Source organism: Streptomyces sp. DSM 41931 (assembly GCF_050271085.1).
Lineage (GTDB): Bacteria > Actinomycetota > Actinomycetes > Streptomycetales > Streptomycetaceae > Streptomyces > Streptomyces albogriseolus.
This window is the reverse complement of the sequence record NZ_CP189902.1, coordinates 4,133,448-4,152,797: the sequence shown is the minus strand read 5'-3', so window position 1 is coordinate 4,152,797 and position 19,350 is coordinate 4,133,448. Positions and strand designations below refer to the sequence as shown.

Here is a 19,350-nt window from a genome sequence, read left to right as displayed (position 1 = left end):
GGGGGTCCTGGGGCCGGCGGCCTTCACGGGGAAGGCCGCCGGACTCCCGTCAGACCTCTTCGACGCTGCTCGGCTCGCGCCGGGACAGGTCGATGCCAAGCTCCTCCGCTGCGCGGAAGACGTCCTCGTCGGTGTCACGCATCTCGATGGACATACCGTCGCTGGACAGCACCTCCACGTTGAGGCACAGGGACTGCATCTCCTTGATGAGCACCTTGAAGGACTCGGGGATGCCGGGCTCGGGGATGTTCTCGCCCTTGACGATGGCCTCGTAGACCTTCACGCGGCCGGTGACGTCGTCGGACTTGATGGTCAGCAGCTCCTGGAGCGCGTAGGCGGCGCCGTACGCCTCGAGTGCCCACACCTCCATCTCGCCGAACCGCTGGCCACCGAACTGAGCCTTACCGCCCAGCGGCTGCTGGGTGATCATGGAGTACGGACCGGTCGAGCGGGCGTGCAGCTTGTCGTCGACCAGGTGGTGCAGCTTCAGGATGTACATGTAGCCGACCGAGATCGGGTCCGGGAACGGCTCACCCGAGCGGCCGTCGAACAGCCGCGCCTTGCCGGACGGGAGCACCATGCGCTCGCCGTCGCGGTTCGGGATGGTGTGCTGGAGGAGGCCCGCGAGCTCGTCCTCGCGCGCACCGTCGAACACCGGGGTGGCGACGTTGGTGCCGGGCTCCACCTTGTCGGCGCCGATGGCCTGGAGGCGCTCGGCCCACTCCTCCGCGAGGCCGGAGACGTCCCAGCCCCGGCTGGCGAGCCAGCCCAGGTGGATCTCCAGAACCTGTCCCGGGTTCATTCGGGACGGCACGCCCAGCGGGTTGAGGATGATGTCGACCGGGGTCCCGTCCTCGAGGAACGGCATGTCCTCGATGGGCAGGATCTTGGAGATGACGCCCTTGTTGCCGTGACGGCCGGCGAGCTTGTCACCGTCGGTGATCTTGCGCTTCTGCGCGACGTAGACGCGCACCAGCTGGTTCACACCGGGGGGAAGCTCGTCGCCCTCCTCGCGGTCGAAGACGCGGACGCCGATGACCTTGCCGGTCTCGCCGTGCGGCACCTTCAGCGAGGTGTCACGGACCTCACGGGCCTTCTCACCGAAGATCGCGCGCAGCAGGCGCTCCTCGGGGGTCAGCTCGGTCTCGCCCTTCGGGGTCACCTTGCCGACGAGGATGTCGCCGGCGATGACCTCGGCGCCGATGCGGATGATGCCGCGCTCGTCGAGGTCGGCGAGGACCTCCTCGGAGACGTTCGGGATGTCCCGGGTGATCTCCTCGGGGCCGAGCTTGGTGTCACGGGCGTCGACCTCGTGCTCCTCGATGTGGATCGAGGAGAGGACGTCGTCCTGCACGAGGCGCTGCGACAGGATGATCGCGTCCTCGTAGTTGTGACCCTCCCACGGCATGAACGCGACCAGCAGGTTCTTGCCGAGCGCCATCTCACCGTTCTCGGTGGCCGGACCGTCGGCGAGGACCTGGCCCTCGATGATCCGGTCGCCCTCGGCGACGATGACCTTCTGGTTGACCGAGGTGCCCTGGTTGGACCGGGAGAACTTGGCGAGGCGGTACGTGATGTACGTGCCGTCGTCGTTGGCGGTGGTGATGTAGTCCGCGGAGACCTCCTGGACCACACCCGCCTTCTCGGCCTTGACCACGTCGCCGGCGTCGACGGCGGAGCGGTACTCCATGCCGGTGCCGACGAGCGGGGCCTCGCTCTTGATCAGCGGCACGGCCTGACGCATCATGTTCGCGCCCATGAGGGCACGGTTGGCGTCGTCGTGCTCGAGGAACGGGATCATGGCGGTCGCGACCGACACCATCTGGCGCGGCGAGACGTCCATGTAGTCGACCTCGTCACCGGGGACGTAGTCGACCTCGCCGCCGCGGCGGCGGACCAGGATGCGGTTCTCGACGAAGCGCATGTCGTCGTTGAGCGGCGCGTTGGCCTGCGCGATGACGAAGCGGTCCTCCTCGTCGGCGGTCAGGTAGTCCACCTCGTCGGTGACCTGGCCGTCGACGACCTTGCGGTACGGCGTCTCGATGAAGCCGAACGGGTTGATCCGCCCGTAGGAGGCGAGCGAACCGATCAGACCGATGTTCGGGCCTTCCGGCGTCTCGATCGGGCACATGCGGCCGTAGTGCGAGGGGTGCACGTCACGGACCTCGAAGCCGGCCCGCTCACGGGAGAGACCACCCGGGCCGAGGGCGTTCAGACGACGCTTGTGCGTCAGCCCCGACAGCGGGTTGTTCTGGTCCATGAACTGGGACAGCTGGCTGGTGCCGAAGAACTCCTTGATGGAGGCGACGACCGGCCGGATGTTGATCAGGGTCTGCGGCGTGATCGCCTCGACGTCCTGGGTGGTCATGCGCTCGCGCACGACGCGCTCCATACGGGCGAGACCCGTACGGACCTGGTTCTGGATCAGCTCGCCGACGTTGCGGATGCGGCGGTTGCCGAAGTGGTCGATGTCGTCGGTCTCGACGATGATCGTCCGGCCCGACTCGCCGACCGTCTCGGTCTCACCGGCGTGCAGCTTCACCAGGTACTTGATCGTGGCGATGATGTCGTCGGTGGTGAGCACGCCGGCGTCGAGCGGCTGGTCGCCGCCGAGCTTCTTGTTCACCTTGTAGCGGCCGACCTTGGCGAGGTCGTAGCGCTTGGGGTTGAAGTAGAGGTTCTCGAGCAGCGTCTGCGCGGCCTCACGCGTGGGGGGCTCGCCCGGACGCAGCTTGCGGTAGATGTCGAGCAGCGCGTCGTCCTGGCCCTGGGTGTGGTCCTTCTCCAGGGTGGCGCGCATGGACTCGTACTCGCCGAACTCCTCGAGGATCTGCTCGGTGGTCCAGCCGAGCGCCTTCAGGAGGACGGTGACGGACTGCTTGCGCTTGCGGTCGATGCGCACACCGACCATGTCGCGCTTGTCGATCTCCATCTCCAGCCAGGCACCCCGGGACGGGATGATCTTGGCGGAGAAGATGTCCTTGTCGGAGGTCTTGTCGATGGAGGAGTCGAAGTAGACGCCGGGCGAGCGCACCAGCTGGGACACCACGACACGCTCGGTGCCGTTGATGACGAAGGTGCCCTTGTTCGTCATGAGCGGGAAGTCGCCCATGAAGACGGTCTGGGACTTGATCTCGCCGGTCTCGTTGTTGGTGAACTCGGCCGTGACGAAGAGCGGGGCGGCGTACGTGAAGTCGCGCTCCTTGCACTCGTCGATGGAGTTCTTCGGCGGCTCGAAGCGGTGGTCGCGGAAGGTCAGCGACATCGACCCGGAGAAGTCCTCGATCGGGGAGATCTCTTCGAAGATCTCCTCCAGACCGGACTTGGTGGGGACGTCGTGCCCGTTCTCGAGAGCCTCCTCGACGCGAGCCTTCCACGCGTCGTTGCCGAGCAGCCAGTCAAAGCTCTCGGTCTGCAGCGCGAGAAGGTTCGGAACCTCGAGGGGCTCCTTGATCTTTGCAAAGGAGATGCGCAGCGGGGCGGTGCTGGCGCCGTTGTTCGTATTCGCGGTCGAGGCGTTGCGCGAGGCGGCCAAGAGGGGGTCCTTCCGAGGGCTCGGACTCACTACGCGCGTACCGGCCCCCCACTGGGCGCAGAGACGGACATTCCAGGTCGGAGATGATCCGGTCGTCCATGCTCGAGTGAGGGCATGCCCCTGGTGACGGGCAGGGGACAGCTAACAGGCAGCGCAAAGGGTCAGTGTAGCCACTTGGCACACTGATGTCCAGTGCGGTGTACGAGACCGGGTGGAGGCCCTCGTTGTCATCAACTCCTGCGGCAAGGCGCTGCCCTCAACGCACGGTGATACTGCCCTCTTTGCCGTCGATCCATGCCTCGGATTCGGATCCTTGTGACGACGCGTCCTGAGAATTGCGCGCTGCGTGCGGTTCGTCAAGGGCCCCCCTTGCGCGAACCGCCGCCGTCCGGCTCATCTCCGCGGCCCCTCGGAGGCACAACGAAGATCACCATACCCCCCGCCGTCCCGGGTGCAAGGCGGCCGCCGCCGACCCCCCGATACACCGAAGAGCGACCACCCGGATGGATGATCGCTCCTCGGCACTTGAGCGTTACACGCCTTCGAAGGCGCGTGACGGATCCCTGCGGACCCGGAAGGTCTTACTTGACCTCGACGGAGGCGCCGGCGCCCTCGAGGGCCTCCTTGGCCTTGTCGGCGGCTTCCTTGTTGACCTTCTCGAGGACCGGCTTCGGGGTGCCGTCGACGAGGTCCTTGGCCTCCTTCAGACCCAGGGAGGTCAGCTCGCGCACGACCTTGATGACCTGGATCTTCTTCTCGCCGGCGCCGGTGAGGACGACGTCGAACTCGTCCTTCTCCTCGACGGCCTCGGCGGCGGCGCCACCGGCGGCACCACCGGCGACGACGACCGGGGCGGCCGCGGCGGCGGTGACGTCGAACTTCTCCTCGAAGGCCTTCACGAACTCGGAGAGCTCGATGAGGGTCATGCCCTCGAACTGGGCCAGCAGCTCGTCCTGGGTGAGCTTCGCCATGATGGCGGTCCTTCCACTAAATCGGCAGGTGCCGGGTGTACTGGGTGAGGCGGGCGTTACTCGGGCCCGCATCGGTCCTCACCTCATGCGGCGAGGACCGGAAAGCGAGCCGAATTACTCGGCACCGCCCTGCTCGTCCTGCTTGGCACGGAGCGCGTCCACGGTGCGGACGAGCTTCGACGGCAGCGCCTGGAAGACGGAGGCAGCCTGGGACTGCTTCGCCTTGAAGGCACCGGCCAGCTTGGAGAGCAGCACCTCGCGGGACTCGAGGTCCGCGAGCTTCTTGATCTCGTCGGCGGACAGCGCCTTGCCGTCAAGGACACCGCCCTTGATGACGAGATTCGGGTTGTCCTTGGCGAAGTCACGAAGACCCTTCGCCGACTCCACCGGGTCACCGGTGACGAAGGCGACCGCCGTCGGGCCAGCGAAGAGCTGGTCGTCGAGCGTGATCCCGGCCTCGTTGGCCGCAATCTTGGTCAGCGTGTTCTTCACCACGGCGTACTGGGCGTTCTCACCGAGCGAACGACGCAGCGTCTTGAGCTGCGCCACGGTGAGACCGCGGTACTCGGTCAGCACGGCGGCGTTGGAGCTGCGGAACTTGTCCGTCAGCTCGGCAACCGCGGCAGCCTTGTCGGGCCTCGCCATAGAGCCTCGGCCTCCTTCCGGGTGATTCGGACCGCGCGGACCCGAAGGAGGACTGGGGAAAACGAAACGCCCCGGGCGCAGGCGCACGGGGCGAAGCTCAACCGGATCTCCGCGCCTCGCGGCGGCGGCCTACCGGGAACTCTTCCACTGTCACCTGCGCGGGTCGTCCGCAGTTCAGCGGATCCTTCGGCCACCGCACCCTCTTACGAGCGCACGGCAACGACCAGCGGTCTTTGGCTTCCTCGGAAGAGTACGTGACCGTATCGGCGTCAGGCAAATCGGCCGATCGGGGGCTCCAGGCGCCCGGCGTGCGGCGCCTCGGGAGCCCCCGCCGGGAAGCTAGGCAGCCGGGCCGGCGCCCTGCGACTCCAGCTCCTTGAGCATCTGCACGAAGTCGAAGGTCTCACCGGCCGGCGGGGCCTCGACCTCGGCCTTGGCGCCGTAGTCCGAGAAGTGCGAGGTCATCTTCATCGTGCCCTCGGCCATGGTCATACCGACGACCATCTTGACGGGGAGGTCGTCCTCGTTGACCCAGATCTCGGTGTCGTAGCCCTTCATCCCCGACTTCTCGGCCGTGGCGACGAGCTCGTCCCGCTCCTCCTTCGAGAGCAGTTCGAAGGAGGTGTTGGCGTCGATCATCTCCTTGAAGCTGAGCGTGCCCTTGTAGTGCTGTGCCTCCACCCCGTCGACCTTCTCGGGGCCCACGTGCTTCAGGCTCGGCGACTCCAGCAGCAGGGCGAGCTGCTGCGCCGGGTCCTGGTTCATGTTCTCCAGGCCGCCGGTCAGCTGCTTCTGGACCGCCGGGTCGCCCGTCGCTTCGGCGGCGGCCTTGAAGTCCAGCTTCATCCAGCGCTTGCCGTCCATCTCCGCGGCCTGCTCCGTGCCCAGGTCCATGTACATGACGCCGTCGAGCATGATCACGCGCACCTGCTCGGGCGCCCCGGGGCCGGCGGCGGCGAATCCGGTGCCCTTCATGGTGACGTCCATGACCGCCGGGTCCCATCCCTGCACCCCGGACATCTGCATGGTGCCGCTCTCCGCGGCGGTCCCGGACGTCTCGATGGTCATCCGGATCTTGGAGGACTTCGCCTCCGAGGTCTTCTTGAAAGCGGCCTGGAGCACCTCGGCCGCCTCGTCCCGCGTCTGCCCCTCGGCAGAGGCGCCGGCCTTCTTGCTGCCCCCGTCGTCACCGTCCTGACACCCCGCGAGGCCCACGACGACCGCCGCGGCCGTCAGACAGACACCCGAGCGCTTCCATGCGGCCATGGCCATCAGATTCCCACCCCTGCTGTCTCTCGCTGCACCACGTGTGTGATGCCTGTGAACCGTAGCCCACGCCAACGACACAGGCGTACGGAAAAACCCGCCCTCGCGCCCGAGTCGGGCGTGAGGACGGGTTCTTCGACGCGTGCGCGAGTCCGGCCGTCGGCCGGCTCACCCGGCTCAGACGGCGGCCGGGTCCTCCTCGACGAGGAGGTTGCGGGTGCGGTTCGGGTCGAGCGGAATGCCGGGGCCCATGGTGGTGCTGAGGGCGGCCTTCTTGATGTAGCGACCCTTGGCGGCGGACGGCTTCAGACGGAGGATCTCCTCCAGGGCCGCGCCGTAGTTCTCCACCAGCTTGGTGTCGTCGAACGACGTCTTGCCGATGATGAAGTGCAGGTTCGCGTGCTTGTCGACACGGAACTCGATCTTGCCGCCCTTGATGTCGTTGACAGCCTTGGCGACGTCCGGGGTCACGGTGCCGGTCTTCGGGTTCGGCATCAGACCACGGGGACCGAGCACGCGGCCGAGGCGGCCGACCTTGCCCATGAGGTCCGGGGTGGCGACGACGGCGTCGAAGTCCAGACGGCCCTTCGACACCTCGTCGATCAGCTCGTCGGCGCCGACGATGTCGGCGCCCGCGGCACGCGCGGCCTCGGCACGGTCACCGGTCGCGAAGACCAGGACCCGGGCGGTCTTACCGGTGCCGTGCGGGAGGTTCACGGTGCCACGGACCATCTGGTCGGCCTTACGCGGGTCGACACCCAGACGGAAGGCGACCTCGACGGTGCCGTCGAACTTGGTCGTGGACGTCTCCTTGGCGAGACGGACGGCCTCGAGCGGGGCGTACTGCTTCTCCCGGTCGATCTTGGCGTCCGCAGCGCGGAGAGACTTGCTGCGCTTGCTCACTGAAAGCTCCTGTGTGTTCGAGGAGTCGTGGTCCGGGCCGAGCAGGCCCTGCCACTACTGCTTGGCTTACGGAGGTGGAGGTCAGCCCTCGACCGTGACGCCCATGGAACGGGCGGTGCCGGCGATGATCTTCTCGGCGGCGTCCAGGTCGTTGGCGTTGAGGTCGGGCATCTTGGTGGTGGCGATCTCACGGACCTGGTCGCGGGTGATCTTCGCGACCTTCGTCTTGTGCGGCTCGCCGGAGCCCTTCTCCACGCCCGCGGCCTTGAGGATCATCTTGGCGGCCGGCGGGGTCTTGGTGATGAAGGTGAAGGAACGGTCCTCGTAGACCGTGATCTCCACCGGGATGACCCAGCCGCGCTGCGACTCGGTCGCGGCGTTGTAGGCCTTGCAGAACTCCATGATGTTGACGCCGTGCTGACCCAGCGCGGGGCCGACCGGCGGGGCCGGGTTCGCGGCACCGGCCTGGATCTGGAGCTTGATGAGCCCCGTGACCTTCTTCTTCTTGGGAGGCATGGCTCTCCGGGTCCTTTCGAATTCGGGTCCTGCCCGGGTCCCGGAAACCTCCAGGACGCAGGCATACCGCACAACGATAACGGGTATGGATGCGCGGCCAAAAACCGCGCAGGTCAGACAAACGCGCGAGCGTTCGCCTGACCTGCGCGGAAGCTGTTTCTCAGCCGGTCCAGAAGGCTAGTTCTTCTGGATCTGGTCGAAGGAGAGCTCGACCGGCGTCTCGCGGCCGAAGATCTCCACCAGGCCCTTGACCTTCTTGGAGTCGGGGTTGATCTCGTTGATGGTCGCCTGGAGCGTGGCGAACGGGCCGTCGGTGACGGTGACCGAGTCGCCGACCTCGAAGTCCAGCACCTGGACCTCGACCTTGCGCTGCGGAGCCGGCTTGCCCTCGGCCTCGGCGGCCTCGCGGGCGGCCTTCTCCTCGGCCTCCGGGGCGAGCATCTTGACGATCTCGTCCAGCGTCAGCGGGTACGGGTCGTAGGCGTTGCCCACGAAGCCCGTGACACCCGGGGTGTTGCGGACGACGCCCCAGGACTCGTTCGTCAGGTCCATGCGGACCAGGACGTAACCCGGGAGCTTGTTCTGCTTGATCGTCTTGCGGTCGCCGTTCTTGATCTGGACGACCTCTTCCTGCGGCACCTCGGCCTGGAAGATGTAGTCCTCGACGTTGAGCGAGACGGCGCGCTGCTCGAGGTTGGTCTTCACGCGGTTCTCGTAGCCCGCGTAGGTGTGGATGACGTACCACTCGCCGGGCAGGGACCGCAGTTCCTCGCGGAGCTTCTCGACCGGGTCGCGGTCGTCCTCCGGCTCGGCCTCGGCCTCTTCCGCGGCCTCGGCGGACTCGTCCTCCGCGGCCTCGGCGTCGGTGGTGTCGGCAGCCTCGGCCTCGGCGGAGGCCTCGGTGTCCTCGACGTCCGCGTCCTCCACGGCGGCGAGCGCGTCCTCGGCGGACTCGGCCCCTTCGCCGTAAGGCTCGACGGCGTCGTTCACGTTCGGGTCAGACACGGTGGCTGCTTCTTCCTGGATACATAGGGGTGGAACATGCGAAAGGAGCGCCGGGTACCTCGGCGCTCTTCGCTCGGGGATCAGCCGAAGACGTACTTGGCGGCGTTACTGAGGCCATAGTCGATCAGGGTGATCAGGCCGATCATCAGGACCACGAAGATGATGACCGCGGTCGTGTACGACGTCAGCTGGTTGCGAGTGGGCCAGACGACCTTGCGGAGTTCCGCGATGATCTGGCGGTAGAAGAGCGCGAGACGCTTCAGAGGGCCCTTCTTGGCACGCTTGCCGCCCTTGCGGGGCTTCTGCTCCTGGGCATCAGGCATGTCGATGGAGCCCACGGCGTCCGTCACTCGTCCTCACCTGATTCCGGGTCGTGGCCGTGCCGCGCCCGGTCTGAGCCGCACGGCGGTGCATTGCTGTACGTACATGCGCACACATCCTGGCGAAGGTGTGTGTAGCAGGGCCGGAGGGACTTGAACCCCCAACCGCTGGTTTTGGAGACCAGTGCTCTACCAATTGAGCTACGACCCTTTGTGCGTCCCCCAACGTACCGCATCCGGCCGGAAGCTTGGTGTGCACCGGCTGAGCGCGGACCGCTGAAGGCCAACGAGGTGAGAGTGTACGTGTTCCTGGGCCGGGCGTCGAACAGAAAGTGCCTGGGAGGGGGCGTACCGGCCAGGGAAAGGCCGGTGATCGTCCTGGCCACACCGCCCGCGGACGCGCGATGGGGACTGGTGTTCCACCCTTTGCCCGGTGTTGCTCAGTCCGTGAAACCGCTGTGCCGAGTGTGTTTCGTGTCTGGAACGATGGGCCTCATGAGCGCTGCAACCCCTCCCACCGAGCGCCGGGTCTCCGCCCGAGTCGGCGCGATCTCCGAGTCCGCCACCCTCGCCGTGGACGCCAAGGCCAAGGCCCTCAAGGCCGCCGGGCGACCGGTGATCGGCTTCGGCGCCGGTGAGCCCGACTTCCCGACGCCGGACTACATCGTCGAGGCCGCGATCGAGGCCTGCAAGAACCCGAAGTACCACCGGTACACCCCGGCCGGCGGCCTGCCCGAGCTGAAGCAGGCGATCGCCGCCAAGACCCTCCGCGACTCCGGCTACCAGGTCGACCCGGCCCAGATCCTGGTCACCAACGGCGGCAAGCAGGCCATCTACGAGGCCTTCGCCGCGATCCTCGACCCGGGCGACGAGGTCATCGTCCCGGCGCCGTACTGGACGACGTACCCCGAGTCGATCCGGCTCGCGGGCGGTGTCCCGGTGGAGGTCGTCGCCGACGAGACCACCGGCTACCGGGTGAGCGTGGAGCAGCTGGAGGCGGCCCGCACGGAGAACACCAAGGTTCTCCTCTTCGTCTCGCCCTCCAACCCGACCGGCGCCGTGTACAGCCGCGCGCAGATCGAGGAGATCGGCCGCTGGGCCGCCGAGAAGGGCCTGTGGGTCCTCACCGACGAGATCTACGAGCACCTGGTCTACGGGGACGCCGAGTTCCACTCCCTGCCGGTGGTCGTGCCCGAGCTGGCCGACAAGTGCGTCGTCGTCAACGGCGTCGCCAAGACGTACGCCATGACCGGCTGGCGGGTCGGGTGGGTCATCGGCCCGAAGGACGTCGTGAAGGCCGCGACCAACCTCCAGTCGCACGCCACGTCGAACGTGTCGAACGTCGCGCAGGCCGCCGCCCTCGCCGCCGTCTCCGGCGACCTGGACGCGGTCGCGACGATGCGCGAGGCGTTCGACCGCCGGCGCAAGACCATCGTGCGGATGCTCAACGAGATCGACGGCGTGGTCTGCCCCGAGCCCGAGGGCGCGTTCTACGCCTACCCGTCGGTGAAGGCGCTGGTCGGCAAGGAGATCCGCGGCAAGCGTCCGCAGAACACGGTCGAGCTGGCCGCGCTGATCCTGGAGGAGGCCGAGGTCGCGGTGGTCCCCGGTGAGGCGTTCGGCACGCCGGGCTACCTGCGGCTGTCCTACGCGCTGGGCGACGAGGACCTCGTCGAAGGCGTGAGCCGCATCCAGAAGCTGCTGGCGGAGGCGCGGGACTGACAGTCCCTTCCGTTCCGCTCCGGGGGCGCCCAGGACTGTCCTGGGCGCCCCCGTTCGTCTGTGCGAGCAAGACCACGAACGGCGAAAGCGCTACCGGGACGGCCCTGGCGTGCGGCAGGATCGCCGGATGGAGCGTGTACGTGATGTCTCTGAGCTGCCGAAGGCCCATCTGCATCTGCACTTCACCGGGTCGATGCGGCCCACCACCGTGCTGGAGCTGGCCGACAAGTACGGGGTGCGCCTGCCCGAGGCGCTGACCGACGCCCTGACCGGCGGGGAACCGCCCCGGCTGCGGGCCACGGACGAGCGCGGCTGGTTCCGCTTCCAGCGCCTGTACGACGCGGCACGCTCGTGCATCAGATCGGCCGAGGACATCCAGCGCCTGGTACGGGAGGCGGCCGAGGAGGACCTGCGGGACGGCTCCGGCTGGCTGGAGATCCAGGTCGACCCGACCTCGTACGCGCCCCGGCTGGGCGGGCTGATCCCGGCGCTGGAGATCATCCTCGACGCGGTGGACTCGGCGTCCCGCGACACCGGGCTCGGCATGCGGGTGCTGGTGGCCGCCAACCGGATGAAGCACCCCCTGGACGCCCGCACGCTGGCCCGCCTCGCCGTGCGCTACGCCGACCGGGGGATCGTCGGCTTCGGCCTCTCCAACGACGAACGGCGCGGCATGGCCCGCGACTTCGACCGGGCGTTCGCCATCGCCCGGGACGGCGGCCTGCTGTCGGCGCCGCACGGCGGCGAGCTGGCGGGCCCCGCGTCGGTGCGGGACTGCCTGGACGACCTGGAGGCGCACCGGATCGGGCACGGCGTGCGGGCGGCGGACGACCCGCGGCTGATGAAGCGGCTCGCGGACCGGGGCGTCACCTGCGAGGTGTGCCCGGCGTCGAACGTCGCCCTCGGCGTGTACGACAAGCTGGAGGACGTGCCGCTGCGCACGCTGTTCGAGGCGGGCGTGCCGATGGCGTTGGGCGCGGACGACCCGCTGCTGTTCGGCTCCCGGCTGGCGGCGCAGTACGAGATCGCGCGGCGGCACCACGACTTCACCGACGCGGAGCTCGCCGAGCTGGCCCGGCAGTCGATCCGGGGCTCGGCGGCGCCGGAGGGCGTCAAGGAGAAGCTGCTGTCGGACGTCGACGCCTGGCTGACCGCCCCGGTCGGGTGAAGTGGGCCAGGGGCGGATACGCCTGGAAGCCGACGTCCAGCTCCGTCCTCGGGCCCCGGGACAGGGGCAGCAGTGTGGTGAGCGAGCTGCTGAGCACGTCGTGCCCCTGGGCCGCCCTCCTGCCGAGCGGACCGAAGCCGGCCGCCTCGCCGATCCGCAGGGACGCGGCGGCGAAGGTGTCCCGCGCGCCGAACAGGAACAGGGTCCGGGCGTGGACGGCGGGCTGCAGGCGGTCCACCCGGGGCAGGCGGTCCCAGCGCTGCTCCCAGAGCTCCTCCCAGGCGGCGCCGTGGCACGCGGTGCGCCGTTCGTCGGTGCGGACGGTCCGCGGGACGCCGTGGGTCAGCCCGCGGCGCAGGGCCGGCCACGCGGAGGGCCGCAGCCCGAGTGTCTGGTGGGCGAGCACGAGGTCGACGGGCACGCCTTGGGGGTAGTCGCGGGGAATGCTCTGCCGGAGCGGGACGTGGACGACCGTGTGCGGGGAGTACGCGGCGAAGGAGAACAGCCCGGCGAGGCGGGCCAGTCCGTCGTGGTCCCCGACCAGGTAGCCCCAGTCGCGTATCGGGTCGTTGAGCGTGGTGTGCCGCAGCGCGGGGCGCGGCTGGACGACCCGGAAGGCGTAGCGCCCGGCACGCGGCCGGAACTCCTCGGTTCTCAGCCGCACGGATGCTCCCTCATGACGTCAGGGATACGCGCGTCGGGCGGGTCACGGCAACGGAATTACTCCCCCGCACCCGTGCCGTTCAGAGGCTGACGCCGACCATGACCGGCTCGTTCACCAGGGTGATCCCGAACGCCTCGCGGACGCCCGCCACGACCTCGCGGGCCAGCGCCAGCAGGTCCTCCGTGGTGGCGTCGCCGCGGTTGGTGAGGGCGAGGGTGTGCTTGGTGGAGATGCGGGCGGGCCCGCTGCCGTACCCCTTGGTGAAGCCGGCCTTGTCGATCAGCCAGGCCGCGGAGGTCTTGGTGCGCCCCTCGCCGGCGGGGTAGGCGGGCGGCTCCACGCCGTCCCCCAGCCGCTCCCGCACACGCGTACGGAATGCGGCGAACGTCTCGTCGTCGAGGATCGGGTTGGTGAAGAAGGAGCCGGCCGACCAGGTGTCGTGGTCCTCGGGGTCCAGCACCATGCCCTTGCCGGCGCGGAGCTTCAGCACCGTGTCGCGGGCGGTGGCCAGCGGCACCCGCTCGTCGGGCGCGACGCCGAGCACGCGGGCGGTCTCGGCGTACTTGACCGGCCCGGACATCCCGCCGGCGTCCTCCAGCCGGAAGCGGACGCGCAGGACGACGTACCGCTCGGGGTCGGCCTTGAAGCGGCTGTGCCGGTAGGAGAAGGCGCACTCCTCGGCGGAGAGCGTGACGGTCTCGCCGGAGCGCCGGTCGTAGGCGACGACCTCGGTGATCGTCGAGGCGACCTCCTGGCCGTACGCGCCCACGTTCTGGATGGGGGTGGCGCCGGCGGAGCCGGGGATGCCGGCCAGGCACTCGATGCCGGCGAGTCCGGCCTCCACGGTGGCGGCGACGGCGTCGGTCCACACCTCGCCGGCGGCCAGTTCGAGGTCGGTGCCGTCGAGGGTGACGCCCTTGGTGGCGACGACGAGGGCGGTGCCGTCGAAGCCCTTGTCGCCGATGACCAGGTTGGAGCCGCCGCCGATGACCAGCAGCGGGGTGCCGGCGGCGTCGGCCTCGCGGACGGCGGCGATCACCTCGTCGTCGGTGGTCGCGGTGACCAGCCGGGTGGCGGGGCCGCCCAGCCGGAAGGTGGTCAGCGGGGCGAGGGGGGCGTCGTGGAGTTCCTGCACGGGCTCAAGACTACGAGACGGCGCCGCCGCCCCCGCTCCCCCGCCGCCGCGGCTCCCGCTCAGGCGAGGCGTACGACCGCGCGCGAGGCGCCGAGGACCTTCTGGCCGGCGCTGGTCGCGGTGAGGTCCACCCGGACGGTGTTGTCGTCGAGCTTGGCGGCGACCTTGCCGCTGACCTCGATGACGGCGCCCTTGTCGTCGTCGGGCACGACGACCGGGCGGGTGAAGCGGACGCCGTACTCGACGACCGCGCCGGGGTCGCCCACCCAGTCGGTCACGACGCGGACCGCCTCGGCCATGGTGAACATGCCGTGCGCGATGACGTCGGGCAGGCCGACCTCCTTGGCGAACCGCTCGTTCCAGTGGATGGGGTTGAAGTCGCCGGAGGCTCCCGCGTACTGGACGAGGGTGGCGCGCGTCACGGGGAACGTCTGTGCGGGCAGCTCGGTGCCGACCTCGACGTCGGCGTAGGAGATCTTCGCCGTCATGGTGTGGTTCACGCCTCCTCGGCCGCGCGGGCCACCAGCTTGGTCCAGGCGGTCACGACGTGCTCGCCGTCCTGGTCGTGCACCTCGCCGCGGATGTCCAGTATGTCGTTGCCCGCCATCGTCCGGATGGTCTCGATGGTGGAGGTGACGGTCAGCCGGTCACCGGCGCGCACGGGCCGGTTGTAGGCGAACTTCTGGTCGCCGTGCACCACCCGGCTGTAGTCGAGGCCGAGCTGAGGGTCGGCGACGACCTGTCCTGCGGCCTTGAACGTGATGGCGAACACAAAGGTCGGCGGGGCGATCACGTCGGGGTGGCCGAGCGCCCGGGCCGCCTCCGTGTCCGTGTACGCCGGGTTGGCGTCGCCCACTGCCTCGGCGAACTCGCGGATCTTCTCCCGGCCCACCTCGTAGGGCTCGGTGGGCGGGTAGGCCCGCCCCACGAAGGACTGGTCGAGCGCCATACGCGCGGCACCTCCTGTGTCGGTTCAGGACCGACGTGTCTCACGGTGTGTGGTGTCGGTGGGGAAACGACACGAGGCCGCCCCCCGAGTGGGGGGACGGCCTCGTGTACGAGCCTGTTTTATCGCGTCTCGCGGTGCGCGGTGTGCGCATTGCAACGCGGGCAGTGCTTCTTCATCTCAAGACGGTCCGGGTTGTTACGCCGGTTCTTCTTGGTGATGTAGTTCCGCTCCTTGCACTCCACGCAGGCCAGCGTGATCTTCGGGCGGACGTCGGTGGCAGCCACGTGAGTGCTCCTTGACGAACGGATGGACTTGATTAACGCAAGAAGAGTAGCCGATCGAAGGACCGACCCCGCAATCGGCTACTGTCTGTAGCGGTGACCGGACTTGAACCGGTGACACAGCGATTATGAGCCGCTTGCTCTACCGACTGAGCTACACCGCTTTGATGCGATCGGGCCCCGCCTCGCGGCGGGAACCTCTCACACCAGAGCCCCAAAACGGAATCGAACCGTTGACCTTCTCCTTACCATGGAGACGCTCTGCCGACTGAGCTATTGGGGCGAGCGATGAAGACATTACACGGTCCGCCGCCGTTCGCCCAAATCCGATTCCGGCCTCCGTCCCCCTCCCGGGCGGACGGGCCACACCGGTACGACTATTGCGCTCCTCCCGGCGCGGGACGGAGGGCCGTCCTAGGCTCGACTCACTCTCCGTGATCTTGTCTCAGCGTGACGTGCGTCCTCGTGCGCAGCCCGAGCCCCAGGAGCGCGATGCCCGACAACCGGCCGCAGCCGCCGTCCCCGCCGTGGTCCTCGCCCTCCGGTTCCGGTCCGGCCGACCCGCCCCCGCTCCTTCTGTGCGGCGCCCGCCTCACCGACGGCCGGACCGTGGACGTACGCCTCGGCGGCGGGCGCATCGAGGCCGTCGGCACGGCGGGCAGCCTCACGGCGGACGCCACGCGCGCGTGCGTGCCGCGGCTCGACCTCACCGGCTACCTGCTGCTGCCCGCCCCGGCCGAACCGCACGCCCACGCGGACACCTCCCTGTCCGCCGACGGGCCGGGCCCCGTCTCTCAGGACCCCCAGGACGTCCAGCGCCGGGCGACGGAGGCCGCGCTCCTCCAGCTCGGGCACGGGGCGACGGCCCTGCGCGCGCACGTGCGCGTGGGGGACATGGCAGGACTCGGCGCGCTGCGGGCCGTGCTCCGCACGGCGCGCTCGCTGCGCGGGCTGGCCGAGCTGACCACGGTGGCGATGCCCCGGGTGCTGACGGGGATGGCCGGGGCCGACGGGGTGGCGGTGCTGCGGGACGCGGTGAAGATGGGCGCGTCCGTGGTGGGCGGCTGCCCGGACCTCGACCCCGACCCCACGGGCTATGTGGAGGCGGTGCTGGACACGGCCTCCGAGCACGGCCTGCCCGTCGACCTGCACACCGACGCCTCCGACCCGGCCCGGCTGGCCCGCCTCGCGGCGATGGCGGGCGGCCTGCGCCCCGGGGTGACGCTCGGCCCGTGCGGGGGCCTGTCCGCCCTCCCCGCCGACGTCGCGGCCCGTACGGCGGAGCGGCTCGCGGCGGCCGGGGTGACGGTGGTGTGCCTGCCCCAGGGCGGTTGCGGCGCGGCAGACGGCCGGGACGCCGCACCGGTACGGCTGCTGCGCGCGGCGGGTGTGCGGGTGGCGGCCGGCAGCGGGTCGCTGCGGGACGTGTCGAACCCGGTGGGCCGGGGCGATCCGCTGGAGGCGGCGTACCTGCTGGCCTCCTGCCAGGGACTGACCCCCGAGGACGCGTACGCGGCGGTGAGCACGCGGGCGCGGGCGGCGATGGGGCTGCCGGAGGTCCGGGTGGAGGCGGGCTTCCCCGCCGACCTGCTGGCGGTCCGGGGCGACGGCCTGCCGGCCGCGCTGTCCCTGGCGTACAGCCGGATCGTGGTGCACGGGGGGCGTGTGGTCGCCCGCACGAGCGCGGTGCGGGAGTACTGCGACTCGGCGGCGTCCGGCTCGGGACCGGGGCTGCCCCGGCAGGGGCGGGGGCCCGCGTAGGGGTTCGGGGTTTCCGAAGGGCCGGGTGTGTCGCGCGGTCGGGTCGCACGGCTGGTCGTCCGACCGGTCGCACGGCTGGTCGCACGGCGGACGGGCCCGGTGCGGCGTACGGTCGAAGGCATGCGCATTGTCATCGCTGGTGGTCATGGTCAGATCGCGCTGCGGCTGGAGCGGCTGCTCGCCGCGCGCGGGGACGAGGCGGCGGGCATCATCCGCAAACCCGAACAGGCGGACGACCTGCGGGAGCTGGGCGCGGAGCCGGTCGTGCTCGACCTGGAGTCGGCGTCCGTGGAGGAGGTCGCGCGGTGCCTGGAGGGCGCGGACGCGGCGGTGTTCGCGGCGGGCGCCGGTCCGGGCAGCGGCGTGGGCCGCAAGGACACCGTGGACCGGGCGGCGGCGGTCCTCTTCGCGGACGCGGCCGAGCGTGCGGGCGTGCGCCGGTTCGTGATCGTGTCGTCGATGGGCGCGGACCCGGAACACCAGGGGGACGAGGTCTTCGACGTGTACCTGCGCGCCAAGGGCGAGGCGGACGCGTATGTGCGGAGCCTGGACGCCCTGGACTGGACGATTCTGCGGCCGGGTCAGCTCACGGACGAGCCGGGCACGGGCCTGGTCCGCCTGGAGGCCCGCACGGGCCGCGGCCCGATCCCCCGCGACGACGTGGCGGCCGTCCTGGCGGAACTGGTGGACACCCCCGCGACGGCGGGCCTCACCCTGGAACTGATCAGCGGCTCCGCGCCGGTGTCGGTGGCGGTGAAGTCGGTCGCGGGCAACTGAGCGGGGCGGGAGCCCGGTTCGGACGAAGGGTTCAGGAGAAGGGGCCCAGGGGAAGGGGATCAGAAGAGGGGCATCTGCCCGGGGAACGGCGGGACGACGTAACCGTCCAACGACGGCTGCTCGGCGCCCGGTTGGGCGTGACGCCGGGACCCCGGGCAGGAGGTCAGCTCCCCGCTGCCGCGGGCGCCGGGCGGATCGTGCCGCGCGTACCGCCCGGCGACGACGGCGATCTCACGACGGCACTCGGGGCAGGGACGACGACGCGGCGACATGCGTCCAGTGTGCCCCGGTGCGCCGGCGCGTCAGCTCCAGTCCCGGGAGAGGACCGACAGGTTGAGGCCCAAGGCATGTGAAGCCCATTGCACACGGCAACTGCACGGGCTCACGCGGCCGGACCACCCAGCCCTGGTGGTCAGGCGCCCGGTCCGGGGTCCGGCTCCACCGGCGTACGGATGCCCGCCCGGGCCGCCTCCAACTGGGCAGCGAACGCGATGCCGAGGAAGAGCGCCACGGCGGTCAGGTTGGCCCACAGCAGCAGGGCGATGAAGGCCGTGAGCGGACCGTACACGGCGCCGAAGGCCCCGCTCCGTCCGACGTACAGCGCGAGCAGCCAGGTCGCCGAGATCCACAGCACCAGGTGGACCGCCGAGCCGAAGGCCAGCCAGGTGTAGCCGGGCTGGTCGCGGCGGGGCGACCAGCGCAGGATCACCGCCGACGCGACCCAGGCCAGCAGCAGTCCGGCCGGTACGTCCAGCACGGCCCACCACGCGGCCCCGCCCGTCCCGTGGCCGGTGGTGCGGGCCACGGCGTCGCCGACCGTCTCACCCGCGACGAGCACCAGGAACCCCAGGACCATCGGCAGGCCGGCCGTGAAGGCGAGCACCAGGGCCCGGCCGTACTTGCGGACGAAGGGGCGGTCGCGCTCGATGCCGTAGATGCGGTTGGCGCCCCGCTCGATCTGCGCCATGGCCGAGGCGAGGTTCAGCACCGCGAACCCGAGGCCCAGCCAGAGCGCGACCGTGCTCCACACGTCGCTGCCGGCGCTGCGCCGGGTGCCCTCGAAGGCCTTCTCGACGACGTCCGCGCTGGCCCCCGGCACGATCCGGCCGAGGGTCAGCTCGATGACCCGGCCCACGCTCTCCGTGTGCACCGACGTGGCGAGACCCACGAGCACGACGGTGAAGGGGACCAGGCCGAGCACGACCTGGAAGGCGAGGGCCCGGGCGTTGGTGAAGCCGTCCGCGTAGCGGAACCGGGTGAAGGAGTCGGCCAGCAGCCTGAGGCCCCCGTACCGCCGCAGGGCGGTGAGGGCTTCGTCGCCGGAGAGTTCGTCTCCGAGCATGTCCCGGGTCTGCGGAACGTGGACGGCGGTTCCCACGATGCGGCTGCTCCTCGTGTCGTGGCGGGCGAGGACATCGTCCTCCACCCGTGCGCATGCCCCGTGAACGAGACCGCAGCGCGCGGGGGAAGCTCAAGCGGCAACTAGGAGAAAAAGCGCCCATGACGATCAGGTCGGGCCTGCCAACGACGAAAGGGTCTGTGATCAGCATTGCTGCTGTTCACAGACCCTTTCGGTCGTGTGGCGGCGCCAGGATTCGAACCTGGGAAGGCTGAGCCGGCAGATTTACAGTCTGCGCGAGGGTGGCCTTTCCACCTGCGCTTCGTCCCGAACAGGACTCACGCGTCCCACTCCTGCCCCACTGCCAGGCAGAACGTGCAGTCCAGGCGGCGA

General features: G+C 69.9%; 19 protein-coding genes and 3 tRNA genes. 4 read left to right on the top strand and 18 right to left on the bottom strand.

Annotation, left to right across the window (positions count from 1 at the left end):
* Positions 1–49: 49 nt before the first annotated feature.
* The 9 genes from rpoB to ACP7TJ_RS19375 all read right to left on the bottom strand — a co-directional run bounded on the left by rpoB (position 50) and on the right by ACP7TJ_RS19375 (position 9,372).
* A complete protein-coding gene (gene rpoB / locus ACP7TJ_RS19415) occupies positions 50–3,535 on the bottom strand; it encodes a DNA-directed RNA polymerase subunit beta (protein ID WP_093765462.1) in 3,486 nt (1,161 codons plus the stop codon).
* Positions 3,536–4,116: 581 nt separating this feature from the next.
* Positions 4,117–4,506, bottom strand: a complete 390-nt coding sequence (rplL, locus tag ACP7TJ_RS19410) for a 50S ribosomal protein L7/L12 (RefSeq protein ID WP_167745021.1) — start codon at positions 4,504–4,506, stop codon at positions 4,117–4,119.
* A 114-nt stretch (positions 4,507–4,620) separates the two neighbouring features.
* The gene (gene rplJ / locus ACP7TJ_RS19405) at positions 4,621–5,151 is read right to left on the bottom strand and encodes a 50S ribosomal protein L10 (protein ID WP_006130602.1); all 531 of its coding nucleotides are present in this window, start codon (positions 5,149–5,151) and stop codon (positions 4,621–4,623) included.
* A gap of 339 nt (positions 5,152–5,490) precedes the next feature.
* Positions 5,491–6,423, bottom strand: coding sequence for a hypothetical protein (locus ACP7TJ_RS19400; RefSeq protein WP_427764174.1), 933 nt, complete (start codon positions 6,421–6,423; stop codon positions 5,491–5,493).
* A 171-nt stretch (positions 6,424–6,594) separates the two neighbouring features.
* Positions 6,595–7,320, bottom strand: coding sequence for a 50S ribosomal protein L1 (gene rplA, locus ACP7TJ_RS19395; protein WP_093765459.1), 726 nt, complete (start codon positions 7,318–7,320; stop codon positions 6,595–6,597).
* An 81-nt stretch (positions 7,321–7,401) separates the two neighbouring features.
* Entirely contained in the window at positions 7,402–7,836 is a 435-nt protein-coding gene (rplK, locus tag ACP7TJ_RS19390; RefSeq protein ID WP_006130605.1) for a 50S ribosomal protein L11, read from the bottom strand.
* Positions 7,837–8,013: 177 nt separating this feature from the next.
* Positions 8,014–8,841, bottom strand: coding sequence for a transcription termination/antitermination protein NusG (gene nusG, locus ACP7TJ_RS19385; RefSeq protein ID WP_093765458.1), 828 nt, complete (start codon positions 8,839–8,841; stop codon positions 8,014–8,016).
* Positions 8,842–8,921: 80 nt separating this feature from the next.
* On the bottom strand, positions 8,922–9,191 hold the full coding sequence (gene secE, locus ACP7TJ_RS19380) for a preprotein translocase subunit SecE (RefSeq protein ID WP_093765457.1): 270 nt from the start codon (positions 9,189–9,191) through the stop codon (positions 8,922–8,924).
* A gap of 108 nt (positions 9,192–9,299) precedes the next feature.
* A tRNA-Trp gene (locus ACP7TJ_RS19375) sits at positions 9,300–9,372 on the bottom strand.
* Between the two features lie 284 nt (positions 9,373–9,656).
* Here ACP7TJ_RS19375 and ACP7TJ_RS19370 point away from each other — a divergent pair.
* Both ACP7TJ_RS19370 and ACP7TJ_RS19365 read left to right on the top strand, forming a co-directional pair.
* Positions 9,657–10,883, top strand: coding sequence for a pyridoxal phosphate-dependent aminotransferase (locus ACP7TJ_RS19370; protein ID WP_167745023.1), 1,227 nt, complete (start codon positions 9,657–9,659; stop codon positions 10,881–10,883).
* A 127-nt stretch (positions 10,884–11,010) separates the two neighbouring features.
* On the top strand, positions 11,011–12,051 hold the full coding sequence (locus ACP7TJ_RS19365; protein WP_167745024.1) for an adenosine deaminase: 1,041 nt from the start codon (positions 11,011–11,013) through the stop codon (positions 12,049–12,051).
* Here the strand turns inward: ACP7TJ_RS19365 and ACP7TJ_RS19360 are convergent.
* The 7 genes from ACP7TJ_RS19360 to ACP7TJ_RS19330 form a co-directional block, all read right to left on the bottom strand.
* Positions 11,996–12,715, bottom strand: a complete 720-nt coding sequence (locus tag ACP7TJ_RS19360) for a hypothetical protein (protein ID WP_367488820.1) — start codon at positions 12,713–12,715, stop codon at positions 11,996–11,998. The two genes, ACP7TJ_RS19365 and ACP7TJ_RS19360, sit on opposite strands and share 56 nt — an antisense overlap.
* Before the next feature lie 79 nt (positions 12,716–12,794).
* A complete protein-coding gene (locus tag ACP7TJ_RS19355) occupies positions 12,795–13,850 on the bottom strand; it encodes a UDP-N-acetylmuramate dehydrogenase (RefSeq protein WP_427764167.1) in 1,056 nt (351 codons plus the stop codon).
* A 59-nt stretch (positions 13,851–13,909) separates the two neighbouring features.
* Positions 13,910–14,338 (bottom strand): MaoC family dehydratase, encoded by a 429-nt coding sequence (locus ACP7TJ_RS19350; RefSeq protein WP_093765497.1) that lies wholly within the window; start codon positions 14,336–14,338, stop codon positions 13,910–13,912.
* Between the two features lie 8 nt (positions 14,339–14,346).
* Positions 14,347–14,799 carry a MaoC family dehydratase N-terminal domain-containing protein gene (locus tag ACP7TJ_RS19345; protein WP_167745027.1) on the bottom strand — a complete coding sequence of 151 codons (453 nt, stop codon included), beginning with the start codon at positions 14,797–14,799 and terminating at the stop codon, positions 14,347–14,349.
* A 119-nt stretch (positions 14,800–14,918) separates the two neighbouring features.
* On the bottom strand, positions 14,919–15,083 hold the full coding sequence (rpmG, locus tag ACP7TJ_RS19340; protein ID WP_003948671.1) for a 50S ribosomal protein L33: 165 nt from the start codon (positions 15,081–15,083) through the stop codon (positions 14,919–14,921).
* Between the two features lie 88 nt (positions 15,084–15,171).
* Positions 15,172–15,244, bottom strand: a tRNA-Met gene (locus ACP7TJ_RS19335).
* A 46-nt stretch (positions 15,245–15,290) separates the two neighbouring features.
* Positions 15,291–15,363 (bottom strand) — tRNA-Thr (locus tag ACP7TJ_RS19330).
* Positions 15,364–15,572: 209 nt separating this feature from the next.
* Here ACP7TJ_RS19330 and ACP7TJ_RS19325 point away from each other — a divergent pair.
* Together ACP7TJ_RS19325 and ACP7TJ_RS19320 are read left to right on the top strand one after the other, a co-directional pair.
* Positions 15,573–16,841, top strand: a complete 1,269-nt coding sequence (locus ACP7TJ_RS19325) for an amidohydrolase family protein (protein WP_189911516.1) — start codon at positions 15,573–15,575, stop codon at positions 16,839–16,841.
* Between the two features lie 120 nt (positions 16,842–16,961).
* Positions 16,962–17,618, top strand: coding sequence for an SDR family oxidoreductase (locus ACP7TJ_RS19320; RefSeq protein WP_367548915.1), 657 nt, complete (start codon positions 16,962–16,964; stop codon positions 17,616–17,618).
* Between the two features lie 59 nt (positions 17,619–17,677).
* Here ACP7TJ_RS19320 and ACP7TJ_RS19315 read toward each other — a convergent pair whose 3' ends face one another.
* Together ACP7TJ_RS19315 and ACP7TJ_RS19310 are read right to left on the bottom strand one after the other, a co-directional pair.
* Entirely contained in the window at positions 17,678–17,890 is a 213-nt protein-coding gene (locus ACP7TJ_RS19315; protein WP_093765450.1) for a hypothetical protein, read from the bottom strand.
* A 140-nt stretch (positions 17,891–18,030) separates the two neighbouring features.
* A complete protein-coding gene (locus ACP7TJ_RS19310) occupies positions 18,031–18,996 on the bottom strand; it encodes a YihY/virulence factor BrkB family protein (protein ID WP_093765449.1) in 966 nt (321 codons plus the stop codon).
* Positions 18,997–19,350 lie beyond the last annotated feature (354 nt).